This window comes from Nocardia sp., from assembly GCF_025465275.1.
Taxonomy (GTDB): domain Bacteria; phylum Actinomycetota; class Actinomycetes; order Mycobacteriales; family Mycobacteriaceae; genus Nocardia.
This window is the reverse complement of sequence record NZ_JAODNK010000105.1, coordinates 1-20,810: the sequence shown is the minus strand read 5'-3', so window position 1 is coordinate 20,810 and position 20,810 is coordinate 1. Positions and strand designations below refer to the sequence as shown.

The 20,810-nt window shown below is 65.8% G+C and carries 18 protein-coding genes and 1 pseudogene; 8 read left to right on the top strand and 11 right to left on the bottom strand.

The window, feature by feature from the left end:
• The first annotated feature begins 250 nt into the window (after positions 1-250).
• Positions 251-1,783 carry a serine/threonine-protein kinase gene (locus tag JWN03_RS24540; RefSeq protein ID WP_297619498.1) on the top strand — a complete coding sequence of 511 codons (1,533 nt, stop codon included), beginning with the start codon at positions 251-253 and terminating at the stop codon, positions 1,781-1,783.
• Positions 1,784-1,871: 88 nt separating this feature from the next.
• Here the strand turns inward: JWN03_RS24540 and JWN03_RS24535 are convergent, their stop codons facing one another.
• A complete protein-coding gene (locus JWN03_RS24535; protein WP_441343049.1) occupies positions 1,872-3,845 on the bottom strand; it encodes a glycosyl transferase in 1,974 nt (657 codons plus the stop codon).
• A gap of 235 nt (positions 3,846-4,080) precedes the next feature.
• Positions 4,081-5,985 (bottom strand): galactan 5-O-arabinofuranosyltransferase, encoded by a 1,905-nt coding sequence (locus tag JWN03_RS24530; RefSeq protein ID WP_297619527.1) that lies wholly within the window; start codon positions 5,983-5,985, stop codon positions 4,081-4,083.
• A 353-nt stretch (positions 5,986-6,338) separates the two neighbouring features.
• On the opposite strand from JWN03_RS24530, the gene JWN03_RS24525 reads away from it, so the two are divergent.
• Entirely contained in the window at positions 6,339-6,596 is a 258-nt protein-coding gene (locus JWN03_RS24525) for a hypothetical protein (RefSeq protein ID WP_297619495.1), read from the top strand.
• A 53-nt stretch (positions 6,597-6,649) separates the two neighbouring features.
• The gene (locus tag JWN03_RS24520) at positions 6,650-6,910 is read left to right on the top strand and encodes a hypothetical protein (RefSeq protein WP_297619492.1); all 261 of its coding nucleotides are present in this window, start codon (positions 6,650-6,652) and stop codon (positions 6,908-6,910) included.
• A 64-nt stretch (positions 6,911-6,974) separates the two neighbouring features.
• Here the strand turns inward: JWN03_RS24520 and JWN03_RS24515 are convergent, their stop codons facing one another.
• Both JWN03_RS24515 and JWN03_RS24510 read right to left on the bottom strand, forming a co-directional pair.
• The gene (locus tag JWN03_RS24515; RefSeq protein WP_297619489.1) at positions 6,975-7,736 is read right to left on the bottom strand and encodes a decaprenylphospho-beta-D-erythro-pentofuranosid-2-ulose 2-reductase; all 762 of its coding nucleotides are present in this window, start codon (positions 7,734-7,736) and stop codon (positions 6,975-6,977) included.
• Positions 7,733-9,217 (bottom strand): FAD-binding protein, encoded by a 1,485-nt coding sequence (locus JWN03_RS24510; RefSeq protein WP_441343048.1) that lies wholly within the window; start codon positions 9,215-9,217, stop codon positions 7,733-7,735. The genes JWN03_RS24515 and JWN03_RS24510 overlap by 4 nt, the downstream gene beginning before the upstream one ends.
• A gap of 65 nt (positions 9,218-9,282) precedes the next feature.
• Here JWN03_RS24510 and JWN03_RS24505 point away from each other — a divergent pair, with 65 nt between their 5' ends.
• Positions 9,283-9,738, top strand: coding sequence for a GtrA family protein (locus JWN03_RS24505; RefSeq protein ID WP_297619484.1), 456 nt, complete (start codon positions 9,283-9,285; stop codon positions 9,736-9,738).
• A 39-nt stretch (positions 9,739-9,777) separates the two neighbouring features.
• Here the strand turns inward: JWN03_RS24505 and JWN03_RS24500 are convergent, their stop codons facing one another.
• From JWN03_RS24500 to JWN03_RS24490, 3 genes are all read right to left on the bottom strand, one after another.
• A complete protein-coding gene (locus JWN03_RS24500; protein WP_297619481.1) occupies positions 9,778-10,401 on the bottom strand; it encodes a pyridoxamine 5'-phosphate oxidase family protein in 624 nt (207 codons plus the stop codon).
• A 366-nt stretch (positions 10,402-10,767) separates the two neighbouring features.
• Entirely contained in the window at positions 10,768-13,101 is a 2,334-nt protein-coding gene (locus tag JWN03_RS24495) for a molybdopterin-dependent oxidoreductase (RefSeq protein ID WP_297619478.1), read from the bottom strand.
• Positions 13,102-13,292: 191 nt separating this feature from the next.
• The gene (locus JWN03_RS24490; RefSeq protein WP_297619475.1) at positions 13,293-13,775 is read right to left on the bottom strand and encodes a hypothetical protein; all 483 of its coding nucleotides are present in this window, start codon (positions 13,773-13,775) and stop codon (positions 13,293-13,295) included.
• Positions 13,776-14,126: 351 nt separating this feature from the next.
• Here JWN03_RS24490 and JWN03_RS24485 point away from each other — a divergent pair, with 351 nt between their 5' ends.
• Together JWN03_RS24485 and JWN03_RS24480 are read left to right on the top strand one after the other, a co-directional pair.
• Complete coding sequence (locus JWN03_RS24485) at positions 14,127-14,711, top strand: DUF4282 domain-containing protein (RefSeq protein WP_297619472.1); 585 nt, start codon at positions 14,127-14,129, stop codon at positions 14,709-14,711.
• Between the two features lie 40 nt (positions 14,712-14,751).
• Positions 14,752-15,624: a helix-turn-helix domain-containing protein gene (locus JWN03_RS24480; RefSeq protein WP_297619469.1), complete on the top strand. Its 873-nt coding sequence runs from the start codon at positions 14,752-14,754 to the stop codon at positions 15,622-15,624.
• 54 nt (positions 15,625-15,678) lie between these two features.
• Here the strand turns inward: JWN03_RS24480 and JWN03_RS24475 are convergent, their stop codons facing one another.
• Positions 15,679-16,077 (bottom strand): MarR family transcriptional regulator, encoded by a 399-nt coding sequence (locus JWN03_RS24475; protein WP_297619466.1) that lies wholly within the window; start codon positions 16,075-16,077, stop codon positions 15,679-15,681.
• A 165-nt stretch (positions 16,078-16,242) separates the two neighbouring features.
• On the opposite strand from JWN03_RS24475, the gene JWN03_RS24470 reads away from it, so the two are divergent.
• Positions 16,243-17,634 (top strand): MFS transporter, encoded by a 1,392-nt coding sequence (locus JWN03_RS24470; RefSeq protein WP_441343047.1) that lies wholly within the window; start codon positions 16,243-16,245, stop codon positions 17,632-17,634.
• Between the two features lie 210 nt (positions 17,635-17,844).
• Here JWN03_RS24470 and JWN03_RS24465 read toward each other — a convergent pair whose 3' ends face one another.
• Together JWN03_RS24465 and rfbA are read right to left on the bottom strand one after the other, a co-directional pair.
• Positions 17,845-18,411 carry a dTDP-4-dehydrorhamnose 3,5-epimerase family protein gene (locus tag JWN03_RS24465; protein ID WP_297619524.1) on the bottom strand — a complete coding sequence of 189 codons (567 nt, stop codon included), beginning with the start codon at positions 18,409-18,411 and terminating at the stop codon, positions 17,845-17,847.
• A 2-nt stretch (positions 18,412-18,413) separates the two neighbouring features.
• Positions 18,414-19,286 (bottom strand): glucose-1-phosphate thymidylyltransferase RfbA, encoded by an 873-nt coding sequence (rfbA, locus tag JWN03_RS24460; protein WP_297619460.1) that lies wholly within the window; start codon positions 19,284-19,286, stop codon positions 18,414-18,416.
• A gap of 244 nt (positions 19,287-19,530) precedes the next feature.
• Here rfbA and JWN03_RS24455 point away from each other — a divergent pair, with 244 nt between their 5' ends.
• Positions 19,531-20,526: an alpha/beta hydrolase gene (locus JWN03_RS24455; RefSeq protein ID WP_297619458.1), complete on the top strand. Its 996-nt coding sequence runs from the start codon at positions 19,531-19,533 to the stop codon at positions 20,524-20,526.
• Positions 20,527-20,586: 60 nt separating this feature from the next.
• On the opposite strand, the pseudogene JWN03_RS24450 reads toward JWN03_RS24455, so the two are convergent.
• Positions 20,587-20,810 (bottom strand): annotated as a pseudogene (locus JWN03_RS24450) (hypothetical protein); the annotation flags it as partial.

The following is a 20,810-nucleotide window of genomic DNA, read 5'->3' as shown; positions in this document are numbered from 1 at the left end:
GTCATTCCGGCCTGCTTTTGGCCGGAATCCACCGGGTCGGCTGCCGATTCGAGGTGTGGATCCCGGCCAAAACGCGCCGGGATGATGGGGTGCGCGCTCGAGGGGATGACGGGGTATTGGGCGCTCGAGGGGATGGCCGGGTGCTGCGCGCTCGAATTTCGTACTTGTGCCGCGCCTGCCCGGACATGCGGTCGATAATGTTGTTGGGCGACTGTATTTCCCGGGCGCCATCGAAGTAGGTGTGGCGGTCATGACCGAACTGCGACCGGGCGAGGTAATCGCCGGATACGTCATTCAGCGGCGCATCGGTACGGGCGGTTCGGGAACCGTCTACGCGGCCCGCCATCCCCGGCTACCCCGCCTGGCCGCTCTCAAGGTATTCAGTCGCGACGGCGTGAACGCCGATGCCGAGGAGTGGCGGCGCTTCGAACGGGAAGCCGATATCACCGCCCGCTTCGATCATCCGAATATCGTTGCCGTGTACGACCGCGGGCTCGACGAGGGCAGGCTCTGGATCGCCATGCAGTTCGTGGACGGCGCCGATGCCGATGTGCTGCGCGGCACCGCCCCGGATCGCGCGCTGCGGATCGCGAGCGGAGTCTCCTCGGCCCTGGACTACTCGCACGGCAAGGGTGTCCTGCACCGCGATGTGAAGCCCTCGAACATCCTGCTCTCCCCGGCCGAGGACGGGCGGGTGGAGCGAGCCCTGCTGACGGACTTCGGCATTGCGCGCCTGCGGGACGAATCGACCAGTCTCACGCGCACCGGAAGTGTCACCGCGACCTTCGCCTTCGCCTCGCCGGAACAGGTCTCCGGCGCCCCGCTGGATCCGCGCACGGATCAATACTCGCTGGCCTGCACGCTTTTCGTGCTGCTCACCGGTCATCGGCCGTTCATGGCGAAGGACCTCGGGGGCTGGGTGATCGCACACACCCAGATACCGCCGCTGCGCGTGACACAGGTCCGTCCGGACCTGCCCCGGAGTCTGGACTCGGTCTTCGATCGGGCGCTGGCCAAGAATCCGGCGCAAAGGTTCGCCGGCTGTGCCGATTTCGTCGATGCGGCGTGGGAGGCGATGTCGGGTCCGGCGACCGTCGAGCACGTCCCGTATTTCACCGGGCCGCGGCCGATCACCACGCCGCCGGTGGACCCGGCGCGGCGGGCGGTCACCGTGCGCGCGCAGGGATCTTTCGACCCGTATCTGCCGCCGCCGGAACCGATCCCGGCGCCGGCGCCTCCGGTACGGAACGAAGGACGCGGGCGGGTGCTCGCGGCGGTACTCGCTGGTGCGGCCGCCGTGGTGCTGGCCGGCGGCGGCTTCGTGGTGGCTTACGAACTGGAGAGTCACGGCAGTTCCGGTGCGCCGGTGTCCGCTCCGGTGCAGACCATGGCCGCCGGGCCGGCCGCCGCGTCCGTGCTGACGGCGACCTCCGCCGCCGCGGCCGCGCCGATGCCCGCGGGCAGTATTCCGGCGGGTTTCCTGGGCACCTGGGTCGGGACCAGCGATCAGAACGCCGACGACTACCGGCTCACGGTCCGCCAGGGCGAGGTGAACCAGGTGGTGGAGACCTCCACGATCTACCGCGGCGGAAACCTGGTCTGCGCCTTCGACTATCGGCTGGTCGGTGTCACGGCAGCCGATATCACCGTGGGCAACGGCGTGACCACGAGCGGGGGCTCACTGTGTTCGCCGCAGGCCACCCAGGTGCTGCGACTGTCGGCCGGACAGATCGTCCGGGACCTCGATGTCAGCGGCCACGTGACCTATACCCGCGTGAACTGAACTCGGCATCCGCGTGAGCTGAACTCGGCATCCGCGTGAGCTGAATCCGGCATCCGCGTGAGCTGAATCCGGCACTGCGTGAACCGAATCAGGCTGAGAGCAGTCCGCGCACGTCCCACAGCCAGACGCCGTCCACCTGCTGCGCGGGGAAGCCGAGCAGCTGATCCACGGTGAGCCGCAGCGCATCACCATTGTCGGTCGGCGGCAGCACCACCACATCGGCCTGCCAGTACCGCAGATCCGCGAGCGCCTGGGCGCGGGCGGCATCGTCGATCACCGGCACCTTGTTGGCCTGCTGCGCCCGGATGAGCAGACTGGCCGTGGGCCGGTCGTCGGGACCGTAGCGGCCCTTCTTCTCGGTCCCGGTGGGTCCGACGAAATAGCCTCCGGCAAGCGGGAATTGGAAGTCGGCGTCGGTCTGCCAGCGCAGGGCGCGCGCGTCCGGCGGGGTGGGCGGCGGCGCGATGACCACCGAGCCGTGCGAAACATACTGGCGCACAGTGCCGTCGGCGAAGAAGGCGGGCGTCGCCGGGCGCTGCACCACCGGCAGGATGGTCGGGGTGAGTGGCAGCAGCGCCAGCGTCAGCGCGCCGAACCAGGCCAGCGGCCGCCAATCCACGGCGGAGATACGCCAGTACTCGAGTGCGCGTTGGGTTCCCATGGCCAGAATGACGGCGATGGCCGGAATGGCGGCCATGGTGAACCGCGACTCCAGCACCGAATTCAGCAGCGGCACATCTTCCAGATGCTTCCACGGCAGCGAGATTCCGGTGTTGTGCTTCCCGATCATCAGGTTCGCGCCCAGCGAGAGCACCGTGAAGGACACGATGATGAGGGCCGCGGCCCGCACCACGCGTTCGCGCCACATGAACACCGTGGTCATGGCGACGAGCAGTAGCAGCGGCCAGCCGAAGTAGGAGTTCTCCTCGGTCGGATTGATGGCCACGTTCTGCCCGTGCTGGAACATGCCGCCCAGCGATTCGGACGGGAACTGGAACAGCGCCTCGAGATCGTTGTTCATCGGCCCGTGGTCGATGGACCGGTAGGACTGCGGTCCGAAGAACTGCCACCACAGCGGAATCTCGGTGAGCGCCACCGTGATTACCCCCGCCAGCAGCAGCGTCGGGGTGAGGCCGCGCAGTGCGCGCAGCCCGGTGCGCGGGGCGTGCAGGTAGTAGACGAGCGCGAACAGGCCGAAGGACAGCGCGAAGATGAGCAGCGGCTCTTCGCCGAGCGCGATCTGCAGCGAGATCAGCAGGCCGAGAATGAAGCTGTGTTTGATTTGCCCTCCGCTTCGCTCCGGGCGGGTGCTGTGTTTATTTGCCTCCGCTTCGCTGCGGCGGGTTCGCGGCGCTGGAGTCTCGTTCTTCCCTCCCTCCGCTCCTCCGCTTCGCTCCCCCGCTCCACTCAGTCCAGAACGAGACGCGCCGCGAACCTTGTGGGTGTTCGCGCTGCGTGTGATCCGGATCAATTGCAGCGCGATGAGCGGAAGTAGTGCCAGCAGTACGAAATTCGGGTGCGCGTTGGCGTGCGAGATCATGGCGGGCGCGAAGCCGCAGAACACACCGCCTACGGCCGCAGCGAATTTGGAGGTGACCAGTTCCCGCGAGAACAGCCAGTACCAGGCGAAGGCGGTGCCGAAGAGGCCGAGCGTGAGCACCAGCACGAAGGTGACGGTCGGCCCGAAGAGCAGGGTGACGGGAGTCAGCGGCACGCCGACGCCGAACATGGCGGTATTGGCCATCATGTTCACGCCGTCGGGATAGTTCTGCAGCCCGGTGCCGAGCGGATTCTCCAGATTCGCGACCTTGTGCGCCGTGACCGCGAAGAACCACTCCCACATGGTCTGGTCCTGGCCGCTCTTGATCAGGTAGCCGCGGTTGGTATTCAGCCACTGTCCGGATAGTACGAGGACGGCGAGGGAGAGGTAGCCGGTGGCGACAAACAGGTCGGCGCGGGCGAGCCGTAGCCGGTGCGCGACACGCTGTTGCCGGCTGCGTACCGGGGCAACTGTTTTCGGTACTGTTCGGTCGAGAACCGCGACCGCCGAGCCGTCTTCGATGGTGCGGTCCGTATCCCACCCCTGTGCCACGCGATAACTCCTCTTGCCTCTCAATCAGCGGCCCACGCTACCGGGTTCGACTGAGATTGCACTGGCAAGTGGATGAGTTATCCCCAGATATGGGGCTTCATCCACAGCTTTAGGCCCATATCTGGGGATAAGTGACCCTTGTCTCGAGGTCATATCGAGATTCGCAGTGAGCTGCACCACAATTCGAGTGCAGCTCGCATAACTCTCAGTTTTGCGTCACCACGAGGGTGAAAGGTCCGATATCGGTGACTCGGAAGTGCGGATCGTCGAACAGCGACTTCGGGAATGCCACCGTGTAGCGCTTCACGTTCGGATCGTTCGGATACACGTCCTCGGCCAGCCGCAGCGTGTACTCGTCGCCGGACTTGCGGAACAGGAACGCATCCGGCGCGCGCCACGGGCAGTGCTGCAGCGCGTCGGTCAACTCCTGCGGTGACTTCAGGGTGCTCCACCGCTGGATCTCCGCCGCCCGCGCCTTGAAATCGGCTAGCGGATTCGCGTAATGCGAAGTGAGCGCCTGGAATCCGAAGTACGGGTAGATGGACAGGAAGCTGGTGTCCGCCGTCAGCACCACACTCTGATCCCGGGCCCGCCCGGTCTGCGCAAGCAGCGCCGCATCGATCTCCTTGTAGTGCGACACCGCCGACGGCGGCCGCCGGTCCGCCCGCTCACCGTTCCCATCGGTGTCCGTGTACGCCGTATTGATCTCGGTCGCCAGTACATTCGGAATCTCCTGGCTGAACGCCACCGCACCCACCAGCGCTACCGCCGCAGCTGCAACCCGGAACCGCGCGGGCTCGTTCAATGCCTGATAGATCGCCCGCGCGCCCTCCGCGAACCCGAACACGCCGGCCGCGGCCAGCAGCGCCTTCAACGGCGCGTCCAGCCGGAAGGACAGCAGCGTGGTCCCGGCGGCGGTCGCCGCCATGGACAGCAGGCACCACAGATAGATGGCGACCACTCCCGCACCGAGCGCCTGCGCCCGTCGAGAACTGGCTGCCCGCACCACAAGCCAGACGGTCCCGAGCAAACAGAACACTCCGAGCAGGTTGAACTCGGTCATGGGCAGTGGCAGTTGCGATCCGGACTCGGGGAGGTAGTGGAAGGCAGTGCCGCCGGAGGTGGTCGCCTTCCCGGTCAGGAACTTCAGCAGGAAGGGCGTCCACACGATCAGGGCAAGAAGCCCGGCAGTGACACCGATGGTGATGAGCCGGACCAAGATTGGCCACATCGCGCGCCAGTTGTGCTGTGTACGCACTGCGAGTCCGGCCGCGAGTACTCCCATGAGGCACACCGCGAACACGGCAACGCCGAAGTACAGGCTGTAGAAGGTCGCCGCCAACCCCAGGAACAGCCCGGTGCCCAGTACCGCGCCCCAGCCGCCCGCGGTCGTCCCGGCACTATCGGAGTCTTCGGCGGGTCGATACAGCGCACCCCAGGCCAGCACCAGCGCGGGTCCGAGCAGCAGCACGAGCACGGCGCTGTAAGCCTCCGGCGCACCGTATGCGAGCGTCACCGCCGTGGTCGCCGCGGCAACCGGGACGGCCCAGTCGAACCGAATCAGCTTGGACCACAATACGAGCGCAATCACGGCCGTCACGGCCAACCCGATAATGGCGAACGGCTTGAACGCCTCCCATCCCGCCATCCCGGTCAGTTTCGCGAACCGCCCGCCGATCCAGAACCATCCGGAGGGATAGAACGGCGGAATGTCGACATAGTTCATATCGTGCGGCGCCGCACTGTCGGTAAGCCGGGTCAGATACTGCGTCCGGAACTCCTGATCCACCGAGAGACCGAAGAGATACAGCTTGGTAGCGGCCAGCGGCATCCCCAGCGTCACCGTCACAAAGGTCGAAAGCCCCACCCAGGACAGCAGTTTCGCCACCCACGCCCACTTGCCCATCCGCATGAGCACAACCGCCACCACCAACAACACCAGCGCGACCGCTTGTCCAACGGTAGTCAGCGCCCGAGTCACATTGGAAGAGTTGAACGCCGGCCAGTGCACAACCGAAAACGCCGCCAGCCCGACACCCGCCACCACGACAGCGACAACCCCCGCCAGCACGCCCTCCCCAAGCGCACCCCCGACCCGCCGCACCAGCATCGCCCCCCGGCCGCCCGACTGCTCGCTCATTCCCACTCCGCCTCCGGATTCGTGTCCACGCATCGCGCGACAGCCTATCCACTGGCACGCCGCCGAACGCGTCGCCGATCCCTCGAGGCGCGAACTGGCACTCAGCTGTCGCAATCGGCAGTAGCTTCTGCACATGAGTGAAGCCCCACGCGAGGATCTCCTGCGCCGGGCTCTAGTCGAGCCGGAAGCCGATCCCGTCTGGTTGGACGCTGTTCTCCGACAGTGGATCGACATGACCGAGTCGGAGCCGGATAGCTAGCTGAACGGCCATGGGTGCGGCAGAACGGCTCTCCATTGGTGGTGCGCACGGTAACCTTGCTGGTATGACCCAGCAGTTGTCGGTGAAGATTCCGGACGAGCTAGATACCCAGCTACGGTCCGCTGCGGGCGGAAACGTTTCGCAGTGGGTTATTGAAGCCATCCAGGACCGCTTGGAGCGCGAGATGTGGGAGCAATCCAAGGTCGCCGACCAGATGCTCGGCATCACCGAGGAGTGGATGTACGAGGAGATGCGGTTGCGCGACGCCGTTCGGGCCGAAGCGCTCCGGCCCGAGACGCCCCGATCCGGAGGTGAGGTTTGAGACAGGGCGACATTCGACAGCTGCTCGCAACGCCTTCGCAGACTCCGGCATACGTGTTGGTGCTGTCCGGTGCCAGGTTTCTGGCGGCCCGCAAGGGCAGGATCGTGGCATGCAAAGTCGTTCCGCGCGTCATCCCGGACGACTTCACTTCAAGCGTCCGGGTGTCGTATCGCAACGTCGATGGCATGGACGCCATCGGCACTGCTGTACCCGACCTGATCGATTGGTATCCGGTGTCTGCGCTGGGGCAGCGGGTGGGTGCCGTCAACGACACTGCGGCTTTGATCCGGCTGGTGGAGAGGTTGTTTCGCTAGTGATCCGTATACGCAAGAGGCGGTGGCCAATTCGGCCACCGCCTCTTGCTGGTCTTGTACCGCCCTAAACGGGGAGCTTGCGGAAGATCGGGCGCGGGATGTGGCGCAGGATCATCATGATGTAGCGGAAAGTGCCCGGGGCCCAGACGATTTCCTTGCCCTTTTCGGAGGCGGCGACGGCCAGGGCTGCCACCTCTTCCTTGTCCACGGTGAGGGGTGCTTCCTTCACGTGGGCGGACATGCGGGTGCGGACCTGACCCGGGCGGATCACGGTGACGCGGGTGCCGTGCGGGCGCAGGGCCTCGCCGAGGCCGAGGTAGAAGCCGTCCAGGCCCGCCTTGGTGGAGCCGTAGACGAAGTTGGAGCGGCGCACGCGCTCACCGGCGACCGAGCTCATGGCGATAATGCGGCCGTGGCCCTGTGCCTTCATCTTCTCGCCGACCAGTACGCCGACCGAGACGGCGGCGGTGTAGTTCAGCTGACAGGCGATGACGGCCTTGTGCTGGTCCTGCCACAGTTCCTCGGCGTCGCCGAGCATGCCGAACGCCACAATGGCGATATCGACGTCACCGTGCGCCCACGCCTGGTCGATGACCTTGGGGTGGGCATCCATCTCCAGCGCGTCGAAGTCGATGATCTCGACCTCGGAGGCGCCGGCCGCCTTCATGGTGGCGACCGCGTCCTCGCGCAGCGGATCACCGGGTAGCGCCGCCAGAATGATGCGCGCCGGACCCTTCTTCAGGTACTCCGAGCAGATCGCGAGACCGATCTCGGAAGTGCCGCCGAGCAGCAGAATGGACTGCGGATTGCCTACCGCGTTGATCACTGAAGCTCCAGCCTTCGGGCCATATCGGACATGAAAACGCCTGTGGGATCGACGCTTCGGCGGATCTTGATCCACTCGTCGATCCGGGGGTACATCTTGTGGAAGGTCTCCGCGGTGGTCCGGGAATCCTTCGCGGTGTAGAGCCGGCCGCCGAATTCGGTGACGCGCCGGTCCAGATCGGTGACGAGCTCATTGAGGCCCGCCCGGATCGGGAAGTCGACGCAGATGTTCCAGCCCGGCATGGGGAAGCTCAACGGTGCGGGGTTACCCGCGCCGAACAGCTTGAAAACGTTCAGTGCCGAATAGTGCCCGGACGCCTGGATATCGATGATGATCTTCTTGAATTCATCGACGGCCTCGGTCGGCACCACGAACTGGTACTGCAGGAATCCGGCCGGACCGTACGCCCGATTCCACTCCGCGATCATGTCGAGCGGGTGATAGAACTGCGTCAGATTCTGGATCTTGCCGGTGTAGTTGCCGCCCATGGCGTAGTACGCCTCGCCGACCGAACCGAGAGTCAGCCTGTTGGCGGTGAAGCTCGGGAAGATGTTCGGCACCGTAAGCAGCTGCGGCGCATCGAACTTCAGCGGATTGCGCTGCTTCTTGGCGGGCAGCTCGTCCAGCTTGGCCAGGCGGCCGCGAGTAATGGTGGCGCGCCCCAACTTCGGCCGCGGGTTCATCACGTCGAACCACGCACTGGAGTAGGTGTAGTTGGCCTCGCTGCCATCGCTGTGCGCCGCGATGGTCTCGTCCAGCGTGCTGGTCTTCACACCGTCATTGATGAAGTACGCCGACTCCGTCGCCACCATTTCGATGGTCGCGCGCAGCACGATGCCGGTCAGCCCATTGCCGCCGACGGTGGCCCAGAACAGCTTCGCGTTCTTCTTCGGCCCGATGGTCTGCACCTTGCCGTCGGCAGTCAGCAGGTCGATGGACCGCACGTGATTGCCGAAAGAACCCTCGCTGTGATGGTTCTTACCGTGAATATCGGAGGCGATGGCGCCGCCGATGGTGACCTGCCGGGTACCGGGTAGGACCGGAACCCACAGTCCGAACGGCAGGGCCGCCTTCATCAATTGATCGAGGCTGACACCGCCGTCCACGTCGACCAGGCGGGAATCGCGGTCGATGCGGTGGATGCGGTTCAGCGCCGCCATATTGATGACGAGGCCGCCGGAGTTCTGCGCGTGGTCGCCATACGAGCGGCCGAGGCCGCGCGCGATGACGCCGCGACGCAGATGCGCGGGCTTGGAGTCGTTGTCCTCCGCGACCAGGGCAACCGCCTTGGCGATCAGCTCCGGATCATTGGTCGACAGGACTTCCGACGTGGTGGCTGCGGTACGACCCCATCCGGTCAGGCGGCGGGTCTGCGTGGGCAGTTCATAGGAACCGTTCGACGCTGCGTCCGCACCAGCGCTCGCCGATTCTGTATCGGGAGCGGCCGTGGTGGTGGTCTGAGCTTTCGTGGACATCGGGATAGAGGCTACAGGCATAACCCTCTCGAGGCTTGTGTCCTGGGTCGCGACCGATACCCTCATGCGTTGTGACCGCGGAACCCCATCTGCCCCTCCCTCCCGAGCTGCCCCTCGTCGACGAACCGGGTGGCACGGATGTCGATCTGAAGACCCAGATCATCCGGTTCGGGCTGACCGGCGGCCTCTCCGCGATCGTGGACTTCGGCCTCTACACCCTGCTGTTCAAGGTGTTCGGTCTGCCGCTGCCGGTGGCGAAGTCGATCAGTTTCATCGCCGGCACCACCACGGCGTATCTGATCAATCGCCGCTGGACCTTCAAGGCCGAGCCCAACCGCAACCGCTTCATCGCGGTCATCCTGCTGTATGCGGTGACCTTCGCCCTGCAGGTCGGCATCAATCAGCTCTGCTACTACGCATTGCCTGATCAATGGTGGCGAATCGCACTCGCCTTCTGCATCGCGCAGGGCACCGCGACCGTGATCAATTTCATCGTGCAGCGCATGGTGATCTTCAAGATCAACTGAGCGCGGCGGACCGGCCCGCCGTAGCGGGCCGGTGGCGTATCAGTAGTCGACGAGAGTCTGGATTTCCGCTTCGGCCTTGGCGCCGAAGTAGTCGCCGCCCTTGGCCCGGGTGTTGTCGGTGCCCCACTCGCGATCCTCGCGCTGCGCGGGGACCAGGTGCGGAATGTGCTTGCGGCAGTGGATATAGGCCTCCTCCACATCCACCACCACCCAGCGTTCCGGCTGGCGGCCGCGGGCATCGGGTGGGAGATCGGGGACGCAGCGGCGCATGAGGGCGTCGTCGACGATGCGGGCCGTGCCGTTGATGTGCAGGCCGATCAGGTCGTAGACGAAGTCGATGAGCAGGATCCCGATGTGCGGGTTCTCCAGCATGTTTCCGAGGCTGGCGTGCACACCGTTGCCGCGATACTCCGGATAGGTGATCGTGCGATCGTCTATGACGTGCAGGAATCCGGGTTTCCCGGCCCGGAAGCTGTTGTCGCACTCACCGTGTTTGTCGGAAGTCGCGATGAAGGCCATGTCCATCCGGGATAAGAAATCGATCATCTGGGTATTGAGTCGATTTCGCACTTGATCGGAATAGAAACGCTCTGCACGATCACGAGTGCCGTAGCGTTCCTGCAGTTCCCGTTCGCCGTCGCTGCCGTTTCTGGTACCGGGCATCGTGCGCCCCCTTTGGTAGCTGAATACCGGATGGAAGAGGCTCGGCCACGAACTTCGGCCATCCGAAATCCTATACGGTTTAACTATATTCGTGTCGCGAATGAGTGAACCGGCATATCTGCCCTGTTCGGGCGGGGTCGACTGGAGCCGGACAATCCTTCCTGGGCGAGGATCCTCCCGGATGAAAGCATCCACAAGAGTCTTACGTCGCATAGCTGCGAGGATGCTGCGCTGCGCGCCCGGGGCCGGATGGTCGAGATCCCCAGGGCGCGCAGTGATTTCGCAATACTGTTTTGTCCTTTTTGCAGAGATTTGTCCGGTTATTGCCGGGCGTCATCCCCCTTGCGTAGACCGCCCGGAATGGTTTCAGGCCGGCGTGAGCGTGACCGGGACGCCGTTGAAGACCGCATTGCCCGACGGTGCGTCTACCAGCGAATCATCGGTCAGCGCATTGGCATTCACACCGGCGTGGGCGCGCGCCACCGTCTGCGCGCTGTCGGTGTGGCCCCAGCCGTGCGGCAGACTCACCACCCCCGGCATGATGTCGTCGGTCGGCTCCAGATCCACCGTGAGCGTGCCCGCCGCCGACTTCACGACCGCATGCCCGTCCAGCCCCAGCCGCGCCATATCGTCGGGATGAATGTGCAGCGTGCACCGATTGGACCCGCCCAGCAGCGGCCCGACATTGTGCAGCCAGCTGTTGTTGGAGCGCAGCTGCCGCCGGCCGACCAGCACCATGTCCGGCGACTCCGCCCGCAGCCGGTCCCGCAGTCGCGCAACATCATCGAGCAGCGGCTGCGGCGCGAGTTCCACCGTCTTGGACGCCGTCCGCAGAATCCCCGGCAGCCCCGGCCGCAACGCTCCCAGATCGATCCCATGCGGATTATCCAGCAGCACTTGCAAATTCAGCCCGCGTGCCAGTCGGTCCGCGTCGCCGTCGGTCACGTCCCCCTCGTCATCGCGTGGCGAGGTCCCCTCGTCATCCCGGCGTGCTTTCGGCCGGGATCCACCACTGGATTCCGCCCGCCCGTCCGTCGGGTTGATGCGGTCCGGATTCCACTCCCCATACGCGCCGAGCCGCAGCATCAGGTCGATGCGCTGTTCCGTGGTGTTCGTGCCGATCAGTTCCGCACGCCGCTCGGACAGCCCTGCCTTGTGCAGCATTCCGGCAATGATGAATTCATCCACAGCCGCAAGGGGATCGATGCCGGGCTGCGGTTCCTGACCGCTGACGGCCAGTGCCAGGCGCGCCAGGATCTCGGACTCGGCGAGCGTATCGCCGAGCGGGACCAGCGGCCGGGAGTAGCGCGCGTAGTTGTGCACCGCGAACTGCAGCAACGCGAAGTCGTAGTGCGGGGACTGCAGAATGCGCGGCGGCGGCAGGATGACATCGGCGTGCCGGGTGGTCTCGTTGAGATACCGGTCGACGCTCACCATGAAGTCGAGGCCGGCGAAGGCCGCGTCCAGTCGGGTACTGCTGGGCGCCGAGAGCACCGGGTTGCCCGCGACGGTCACCATGGCGCGGATCCGGCCCTCGCCCTCGGTGAGGATCTCGTCGGCCAGCGTGGCCACCGGCAATTCGCCCATGGCCTCGGGCAGTTCGCGCACCCGACTGATCCAGCGGGCGAGGCGGAACGGGCGGGTGCGCACGATGCCGAGCGTCGCGCCGGTGGCGAACATCGCGCCGCCGGGGGAGTCGAGATTGCCGGTCAGCACATTGAGGACATCCACCAGCCACTGTGTGAGCGTGCCGAACTCCGCTGTACAGGTGCCGATTCGGGCGTAGACCGCCGCGGTGGGCGCGGCGGCCAGTTCGCGCGCCAGCCGCAGGACGGTATCGGCGGGCACCCCGGTGCGCTCCGCGACCACGGCGGGTGTGAAAGGCGCTGCGGCGGCGCGTACTTCCTCGAGCCCCTGCACCTCGATGCGTACCGAGGTGAGATTCTCCGCGAACAGCGTGTGCACGATTCCGAACAGCAGGTAGGCATCACTGCCGGGCCGGATGAACAGGTGCTCGTCGGCGAGTTTGGCGGTGCGGGTGCGGCGCGGATCCACCACCACGAACCGTCCGCCCCGTTTCTTCAGCGCCTTCAATCGGCCCGGGAAATCGGGTGCGGTGCACAGTGATCCATTGGATTCGAGCGGGTTCGCGCCAAGTATGAGCAGATAGTCGGTGCGATCCAGATCGGGCACGGCCACCGTGAGCGGATCGCCGAACAGCAGCCCGGAGGACACCTGCTTGGGCATCTGGTCGGCGGTGCTGGCGGAGAACAGGCTCCGGGTGGCCAGCGCGCGAATGAGAATCGGTACGTACAGCGCCCCGGCGACGGTATGTGCATTGGGATTTCCCAGATACAACCCGACCGACTGGTTTCCGTGCTCGCCGGTGATCTGTGGCAGCCGCTCCCGAATGACACCGAAGGCCTCGTCCCAACTCGCCTGCCGCCAGCTGTCGGTGGCCCGGTCGCGAATCATGGGCGCGGTCAATCGGTCCGGATCCTCGTCGAGATGTCCGAGCGTCGCACCCTTGGGGCACAGGAAGCCGCGGCTGAACGGGTCCGCCTGATCGCCGCGTACCGCCGTGACGTGATCGGCGGCATCCAGGGTGAGCTCGAGCCCGCACACCGCCTCACAGAGCGGGCAGGTGCGCGGGAGCGTCCGCGTGGTGCGTGCGGCGGCGGTTTCCGTGACGTGGGTCATACCTCATCATCGCCCGAATCCGGAAGTTCCGTACCGCTGTGTTCGGAAATCGGCCGCTACCTCGACCCATGTCGAACATCGATCAAAACGCAACGTTTGCCCCCGGGTACGCGAAAACCGCGGATGCCGGGGAGCATCCGCGGTTTCGAGGGTTCTGGGCTATCCGCTAGCGGGAAGAGCGCCTATTCGCTTCAGGAGGCGATGCGGGCCACCTGCGGCCGGACGCCCTTGGCGGCGGCGCGAACGGCGGCGGAGATCGCCACCACGGGCGGGATCCAGCGCGCCTCGTGCGGAGCAACGCTCCAGCAGGCCGAGCCGTCGAACAGCTGGGTCGGCGGCAGCGGGATGCCCGCACCGTCGGTGTGCACGACCGCACCGGCCGCGCGCAGTGCCTCGAGGGCCAGAGCGGCCTTGCGAAGCCCGGTGACCAGATGGATCTCGCGGCGCTCGGCGCCCGGGATCTCGATGATCGGTCCGGTCAGGTCATTGGCCCGAAGGAAGCGCCGTACGAAGGCGGCGGTGTCGCCGGTGACTTCGATACCCGACAAGTTCTCGTCGGTGATCAGGCTGATTCCATTGGCCGTTTCGGCGACCGTCCATCCACGCTCGGTGTATTCCTGCGTGGAGGCGGCCAGTGCTGCCGCCATGGCGGAAGACGAAAACGTCGTACGCACTGGTTTCTCCATTCCCCGGTAGATCTACGTCCTGCTCTGTGCCAGGTATCGGAACCGGATGCTCGTTGCGTTACAGGCGCATTTTCTGGAGTCACTGTTTGAGCCTCCAAAAGAGAGGCCTCGCGGTTGGAGTTGTCACACGTGTGCCTCTGGCACATATGGGACAAATCCGGACCCGAGGGCCGCTGCCTGCGAAGACGGCGTCAAGGGAGGTATCGGCTCCCGCTGCCTGGTTCGTACGGAAAAAGCCGGGAAGTGTTCTAGAACACACTGTTTCGAGCTGTCCCGGTGCGGAGATAACGATGAGACTTCGCTTGGTCGAAAAGATCTGCGGGAGAGGAGATCGTCGGCATGACCGATCAATCGGGCGGGAACGCAGCGGAACTCGAGGCGCTCGAGGCCGCGGAGTTCGAGGTCGGGCGATGGGCGGCCTTCAAGGATTCCGCGACCCGGCGCATGAATCGGCGGCTCGAAGTGGAGGCCGCGATCGAAGAGCAGCCGGTCGAACCCTTCACCAGCCCAAGTGCTTTCGGCTCCTGGAGTGTGGAGGCGGCCAAGTCGCTGCTGGACCTGCAGTTCAAGCGCTCCGCCACCCGCACCCTGCTGCCCCTGGCGTATCTATTGGGCCTGGCAGGCGCTTTCGCCGTGCCGATCGTCGGAACCGTGGGGCTGTGGCGTGCTTCGGCATGGCTGGGTGTGGTTTTCGCGGTCGTTTTCGCGATCCCGCTCGGCCTGACGATCGCCGCGGTGGTGCGACTGCTGCTGGAGTTCGTGCTCAATGCTTCGCGACTGGCCACCCGGGTGGAACACATCTCCGAGTTGGCGGACGACCTGTTCCAGGCCCTTTCGGATGTGGCGGAACCGGTCAATCAATTGTCGGAAGACGTTCGGGCCGTGCAGTTCTGGCGCTATCGCGGGCGGTCGTCGCGCAAATAATTGTGCGACAATGCGATCGCATGACTCGTAAGGGGGAGGGATGGCACTACCACAGGGGATCACCGGATCCACCATGCCGCGGCGGCAATTGGGCCGGCACCTGCGTGACCTGCGTAATCGCGCGCGGATGACGACCCGGGTGGCAGCGCAGCGGCTGGAATGGTCCGAGGCCAAGATCTGGCGCATCGAAACCGGGCAGACCTCGCTGCGCAGCCTGGATGTCGAGGCCATGTGCCGCATCTACGGCGCTCCCGAGGACGCTATCGAGCCGCTCACCGCCCTGGCCCGGGAGACCAAGGCCCGCGGCTGGTGGACCGAATTCGGCGATGTGATCGACGAGGGGTACGAGGTCTACATCGGCCTGGAGGAGGCGGCCGCCCGGCTCACCACCTACGAAAATGAGCTGGTGCCAGGGCTTTTGCAAACCGAGGCGTATATGCGCGCGGTGCTGGCGGGTGCCTATCCGGGCATCTCCGCCGAGCAGATGGACCGCCGCGTGCGGGTCCGCACCGCCCGGCAATCGCTGCTCACCCGCGCCGAATCACCGCTGCAGGTGGATGTGGTGATCTCCGAGGCGGTGCTCTGGCATCGCATCGGCGGCGACGAGGTGACCGTCGGCCAGTTGGAACGGCTGCGCAAACTCGGCGAACTGTCGAATGTGCGGTTGCGCCTGCTGCCCGCGGACTGCGGTTATCACCACGGCATGGATGCCGGGCGCTTCGTGCTGCTCGAATTCCCCGCTGCCACAGGCGAAAACGCCGAACCGCCGGTGGTGTACGTCGAATCCCTCACCGGATCCTCGTACCTGGACAAGGAACACGATGTGGAGCGCTATCGCGAGGCGTTCGCGGCCGCGGCTTCCGTTGCGGTGGACGCACTTCCGATGATCGATACGATCCGCGCCACCGTCTGAGCGTCACGTGCGCGAGCACCGCCCCGTCATGCCCGCATGACGGGGCGGACTGCTTCAGTGCAGCGACTGCTGCAGCACCTCGCGGTGCGTCGGTGCGGCCGCGGAATGTAGTTCACGCCCCTTGTCGGTGAGGCAGACGAAGATGGCCCGCCGGTCATCGGTACAGAGGGTGCGGTTGACGAGTCCGTCGCGTTCCAGCCTGGCCACGGCGCGGCTGAGTGCGCTCTGGCTGAGGTGGATGTCATTGGCGAGATCGCTCATCTTGTAGGTCTCGCCACCGGCGTCCATAAGCCGGTCCAGGGTTTCGAATTCGCTGAGCCCGAGGTGGTGGCGGCCTTGCAATTCCTTTTCGAGGGCGCAGGAGGTCGTCGCGTGCCGGCTCAGCAGATCGCGCCATTGTGCTACCAGGGCGTCAGGAACGACCTGCTCGACAGGCGTTGTCGACTTCGGCATGTCGGCGATTCTAGCCCGCAGACGCAACCCATGCAACTGCATTAAATGTGTAGACAATAAATGCGTGTGCATGTACCGTCCTCTCTCGTGACTTCCACAGACACTCGCCCCGCAGTGAGCGCCGCGGCCGACACCTCCACGCAGTGGACACCTCGGCTCTGGGGCATGCTCATCACCCTGTGCATCGTGCTGTTCCTCGACGGCCTCGATGTGTCGATGATCGGCGTCGCACTGCCGTCCATCGGCACCGAACTCCACCTCGAAACCTCCACCCTGCAGTGGCTGGTGTCCGGCTACGTCCTGGGCTACGGCGGCCTGCTGCTGCTCGGCGGTCGCACCGCCGACCTGCTCGGCCGCCGCAAGGTCTTCCTGATCGCACTGGCCGTCTTCGCCATCGCCTCCCTGGGTGGCGCCCTGGTCAGCTCCGCCGCGCTGCTGATCCTCACCCGTTTCGTGAAGGGCCTGGCCGCCGCGTTCACCGCGCCGACCGGACTCTCCATCATCACAACGAATTTCGCCGAAGGACCCGCCCGCAACAAGGCGCTGTCCATCTACACCGTGTTCGGCGCCGGTGGCTATTCCATGGGCCTGCTGTTCGGTGGTCTGATGACCGGCTTCGGCTGGCGCTGGACCTTCCTGCTGCCCTTCCCGATCGCGATCGCCGCACTGATCGCCGCCTTCTACCTGGTGCCCAAGGACAAGCCCGCCGAAGAGGGCGGTCACGATCTGCTCGGCGCGCTGCTGTCCACCGCGGGCATGCTGCTGCTGGTCTACACCGTGGTCTCGGCGCCCCAGGCCGGCTGGGCTTCGGCCCGCACCATCCTCTCGTTCGTGGTCACCGCCGCACTTTTCGCCGGCTTCGTCGCGGTCGAGAAGCGGGTGCGCTACCCGCTGGTCCGGCTCGGCATCCTGAAGAAGCCGACCCTGTGGCGAGCCAGCGTGGCCATCATCGCGGTCGCCGGATCGTTCTTCAGCTGGCAGTTCATCACCACGCTGTACCTGCAGGACACGCTCGGCTGGACGCCGCTGCACCTGTCGCTCGCCCTGCTGCCGGTCGGTGTGCTGGTCGTCGCCTCGGCCTTCATCTCCGACAAGCTGGTCGATCGTTTCGGCACCGGCCCGATCATCGCGGTCACCATGGTGATCATGGCCATCGGCTACCTGATGTACCTGCGCCTGGACACATCGCCGGCCTACCTGACCGTGCTCCTGCCCGCCGTGCTGCTGGTCGGCATCGGCTGGGTCGGCTTCCCCGCCATCAATATTCAGGCCACCAGCGGTATCGATGACGACGAACAGGGCCTGGCAGCCGGCGTGCTGCAAACCTCCATGCAGGTCGGTGCCGCCATTGTGCTCGCGGTGACCACCGCGATCATCTCCTCCGGCTCGCACACCGGTACCACCCCGGCCGAAGCCCTCGACAACTTCCGCCCCGGCCTCCAATTCGCCGCCGGCGTAGCCATTGTCGGCGCCCTGGTCGCCCTCACGTCCTTCCTGCCCAAGTGGCGTGGCCGCAAGGAAGCGGCGAAGGAAGCCGAGGTCGCACTGGTCGGCTGAGGCACCCGCCGGGCCGTGCCCGCCGCTCACACGGGCGACGATCCGGCCGACCGAAGAAAAGCACTGGGGCGCACCGCGATTACGCGGTGCGCCCTTCGTCATCCCAGCGCGCTTTCGGCCGGGATCCACACGGACATAGTGGGTCACCGTGGATCCCGGCCAAAAGCCTGCCGGGATGACGGGGTTGTGTGACGGGGTGCTGTGACGGGGTCAGCGGAGAAGTCTGAGGTCTGCGAGGCGCGGGGCCGCGGCGTCCTTGGAGGAGCGGGTGAACGTCATCGGATCGCCGTTGCGATCCACCGCGGGCCATTCGATACCCAGGTCCGGGTCGAAAGCGTCCAGATCCCGGTCGAATTCGGGTGCGTACTCCAGCGAGCACAGGTAGATGACGGTGGAATCGTCTGCCAGGGACAGCAGCGCATGGCCGAGGCCTTCGGCGAGGAATACCGATTTGCGCTCCACATCGTCGATGACAACGCTGTCCCACTGCCGGAACGTCGGCGAATCGGGCCGCAGATCCACGACCACATCCAGGAAGGCCCCGCGTACGCAGGTCACGTATTTGGCCTGGCCGGGCGGGGTTTCGGTGTAGTGGATGCCGCGCAGCACGCCGGCGGCCGAGGTGGAGGTATTGACCTGGAGCAGGTCGAACGGCCGCCCCACCACCTTTTCGAACTCCGAGGACTTGAAGGTCTCGGCGAAGACCCCGCGCTCGTCGCCGTGCAGGCTGGGGGTGAATTCCCAGGCGCCCGGAATCGACAGTTCCCGAATCCGCATGCTCATTCGTCTCGTCCCTGTTCCAGCAGGCCCAGCAGGTAGGCGCCGTATCCGGAGCGCACCAGTGGTTCGGCCGCCGCCCGCAACTGTTCGTCGTCGATGAATCGCATACGCCAGGCCACTTCCTCGGGCACGCCGATCTTCAGGCCCTGCCGCTCTTCGATGGTGCGCACGTAATTGGCGGCGGCCAGCAGCGAATCGAAGGTGCCGGTGTCGAGCCAGGCGGTGCCGCGGTGCAGCACCTCGACGTTCAGGCGGCCCTGTTCGAGGTACGCGCGGTTGATATCGGTGATCTCGTATTCGCCGCGGTCGGACGGCTTCAGATCGCGCGCGATCTCGAGGACGTCGTTGTCGTAGAAGTACAGCCCGGGAATCGCGTAGCTGGAGCGCGGCGCCTTCGGCTTCTCCTCGATGGAAATGGCCTTGCCGTCGGCGAATTCGACCACGCCGTACGCGGTCGGGTCCGATACCCGGTAGGCGAAGACCGCACCGCCGTCGACGTCGGCGTAGCGGCGCAGATTGGTGCCCAGACCGGGACCGTGGAAGATGTTGTCGCCCAGCACCAGTGCCGCGGGCTCGTTCCCGATGTGGTCCGCGCCGAGTACGAAGGCCCGCGCCAGCCCGTCCGGTTCCGGCTGTACGACATAGCTGAGGTTCAGCCCGAACTGGCCGCCGTCGCCCAGCAATCGGTGGAAGGCCGCCGAATCCTCGGGGGTGGTGATGACCAGGATGTCCCGGATGCCCGCCAGCATGAGGGTGGACAGCGGGTAGTACACCATCGGTTTGTCGTAGACGGGGACAAGTTGTTTGCTCACCCCGCGCGTAATCGGGTGCAAACGCGACCCGGTGCCGCCCGCCAGGATGATTCCACGCATGTCACAAGAGTCTGCCAGTTCGATCGCGAGCGAGAGCGGGGAGGTTCCGAGTCGACGGCGAAACGATCACAACCGTTTACCGCCATACCGATCCGGCGATATCTGTTGCGTAGGTCACGTTCCCATGGTGTTCTGAAACAACGCTATGTGAGATGTCAGCGCCGACTCTCCCGCGCCGGGTGCCGAGCCCTCCTTCGGTCACCGGACGAACGGCTCGGCGCGCCAACAACGAAGTAGGTGCGCAATGGCGACGACCCGTAACGTCCACTCCGCCGATCCGGTGATCAACCCCGGCAATGTCAGTGTCTACGCACGCACCCTCGAGGCCGCCTGCCGAGCCACCATCCGCCCCGCCGGCGAACTCATGCCGCTCTCCGCGGGCGCCATGCCGATCGTCAGCGGCGTGATCAACACTCTGGCCAGAATGCGCCCCGCCCCGCGCGGCGTGGAACGGGAGCAGGTGCGGCTCAACGGCTTCCGCATGGAGATCGTGCGGCCCGCCGGGGCCCGCAGCGCGATGAGCGACGGCGTCGTCATGTACATGCACGGCGGCGGCTTCTTCCTCTGCGGTCTGGACACGCATCGGCCCGTGGTGGCCGCCATCGCCCGCCGCACCGGCATGCCGGTGGTGAGCGTCGAGTACCGGCAGCTGCCCGACACCGATATCTCGGGTTCGGTCACCGACTGCCTGACCGCCTACAAATGGCTGCTCGGACATGGTGTGCCCGCCTCGCGCATCGTCTTCGCGGGCGACTCCGCCGGTGGCTATATGACTTTCGCGACCGCACTGCGCGCGCGCGACGCCGGACTGCCGGTGCCCGCCGGTCTGGTCGGTCTCTGTCCGGCACTGAACCTGGACTGCACCGAGAAGCGCGCGCATCCCAACTACCACCGCGATCCGCTGATTCCGTTGTCCGCCTTGGAATCGGTGGTCAAACTCGGGGCAGAGGTGGACGGGCGGCTGGATCCGCAGCTCTCGCCCGTCAACAATGTGCTCGCCGGTCTGCCGCCCGCCCTGCTGATCGTTGCCGAGGACGAGGTGCTGCGGCACGACAGCGAGCTCATGGCGCAGCGGCTGGCCGCCTCGGGAGTGCCTGCGACGCTGGAGATCTGGCGCGGCCAGGTGCACGCGTTCATGGCCATCTTCCCGAGCATGCCGGAGAGCCGTGCGGCGCTGGCGCACGTGGCCCAATTCGTGCGTGCCCGAATCGAATCCGCGCAGGTCGCCCAGACTGCCTGAAACGACAAATCCCCCGCCCGAGTGATCCGGGCGGGGGATTTGCTGTGTACTGCAGTCGAATTACTTGGCCGGGGCCGGGTTGATCGACGGCTCGTTGATGGTGGAGAAGTACTGCACGGCGGCCAGGATGGCGACCGGGGCGGTCACGAACAGCTGTCCGGCGAGGGTGCCGAGGAAGCCGATGACGCTCATACCGAGGATGCAACCGACCGCGGCGCCGCCGAGGGCGCCGAACATCATGGTCAGGACGCCCGCAGCGGCGGCCAGCACGGTGCCGCCGATGA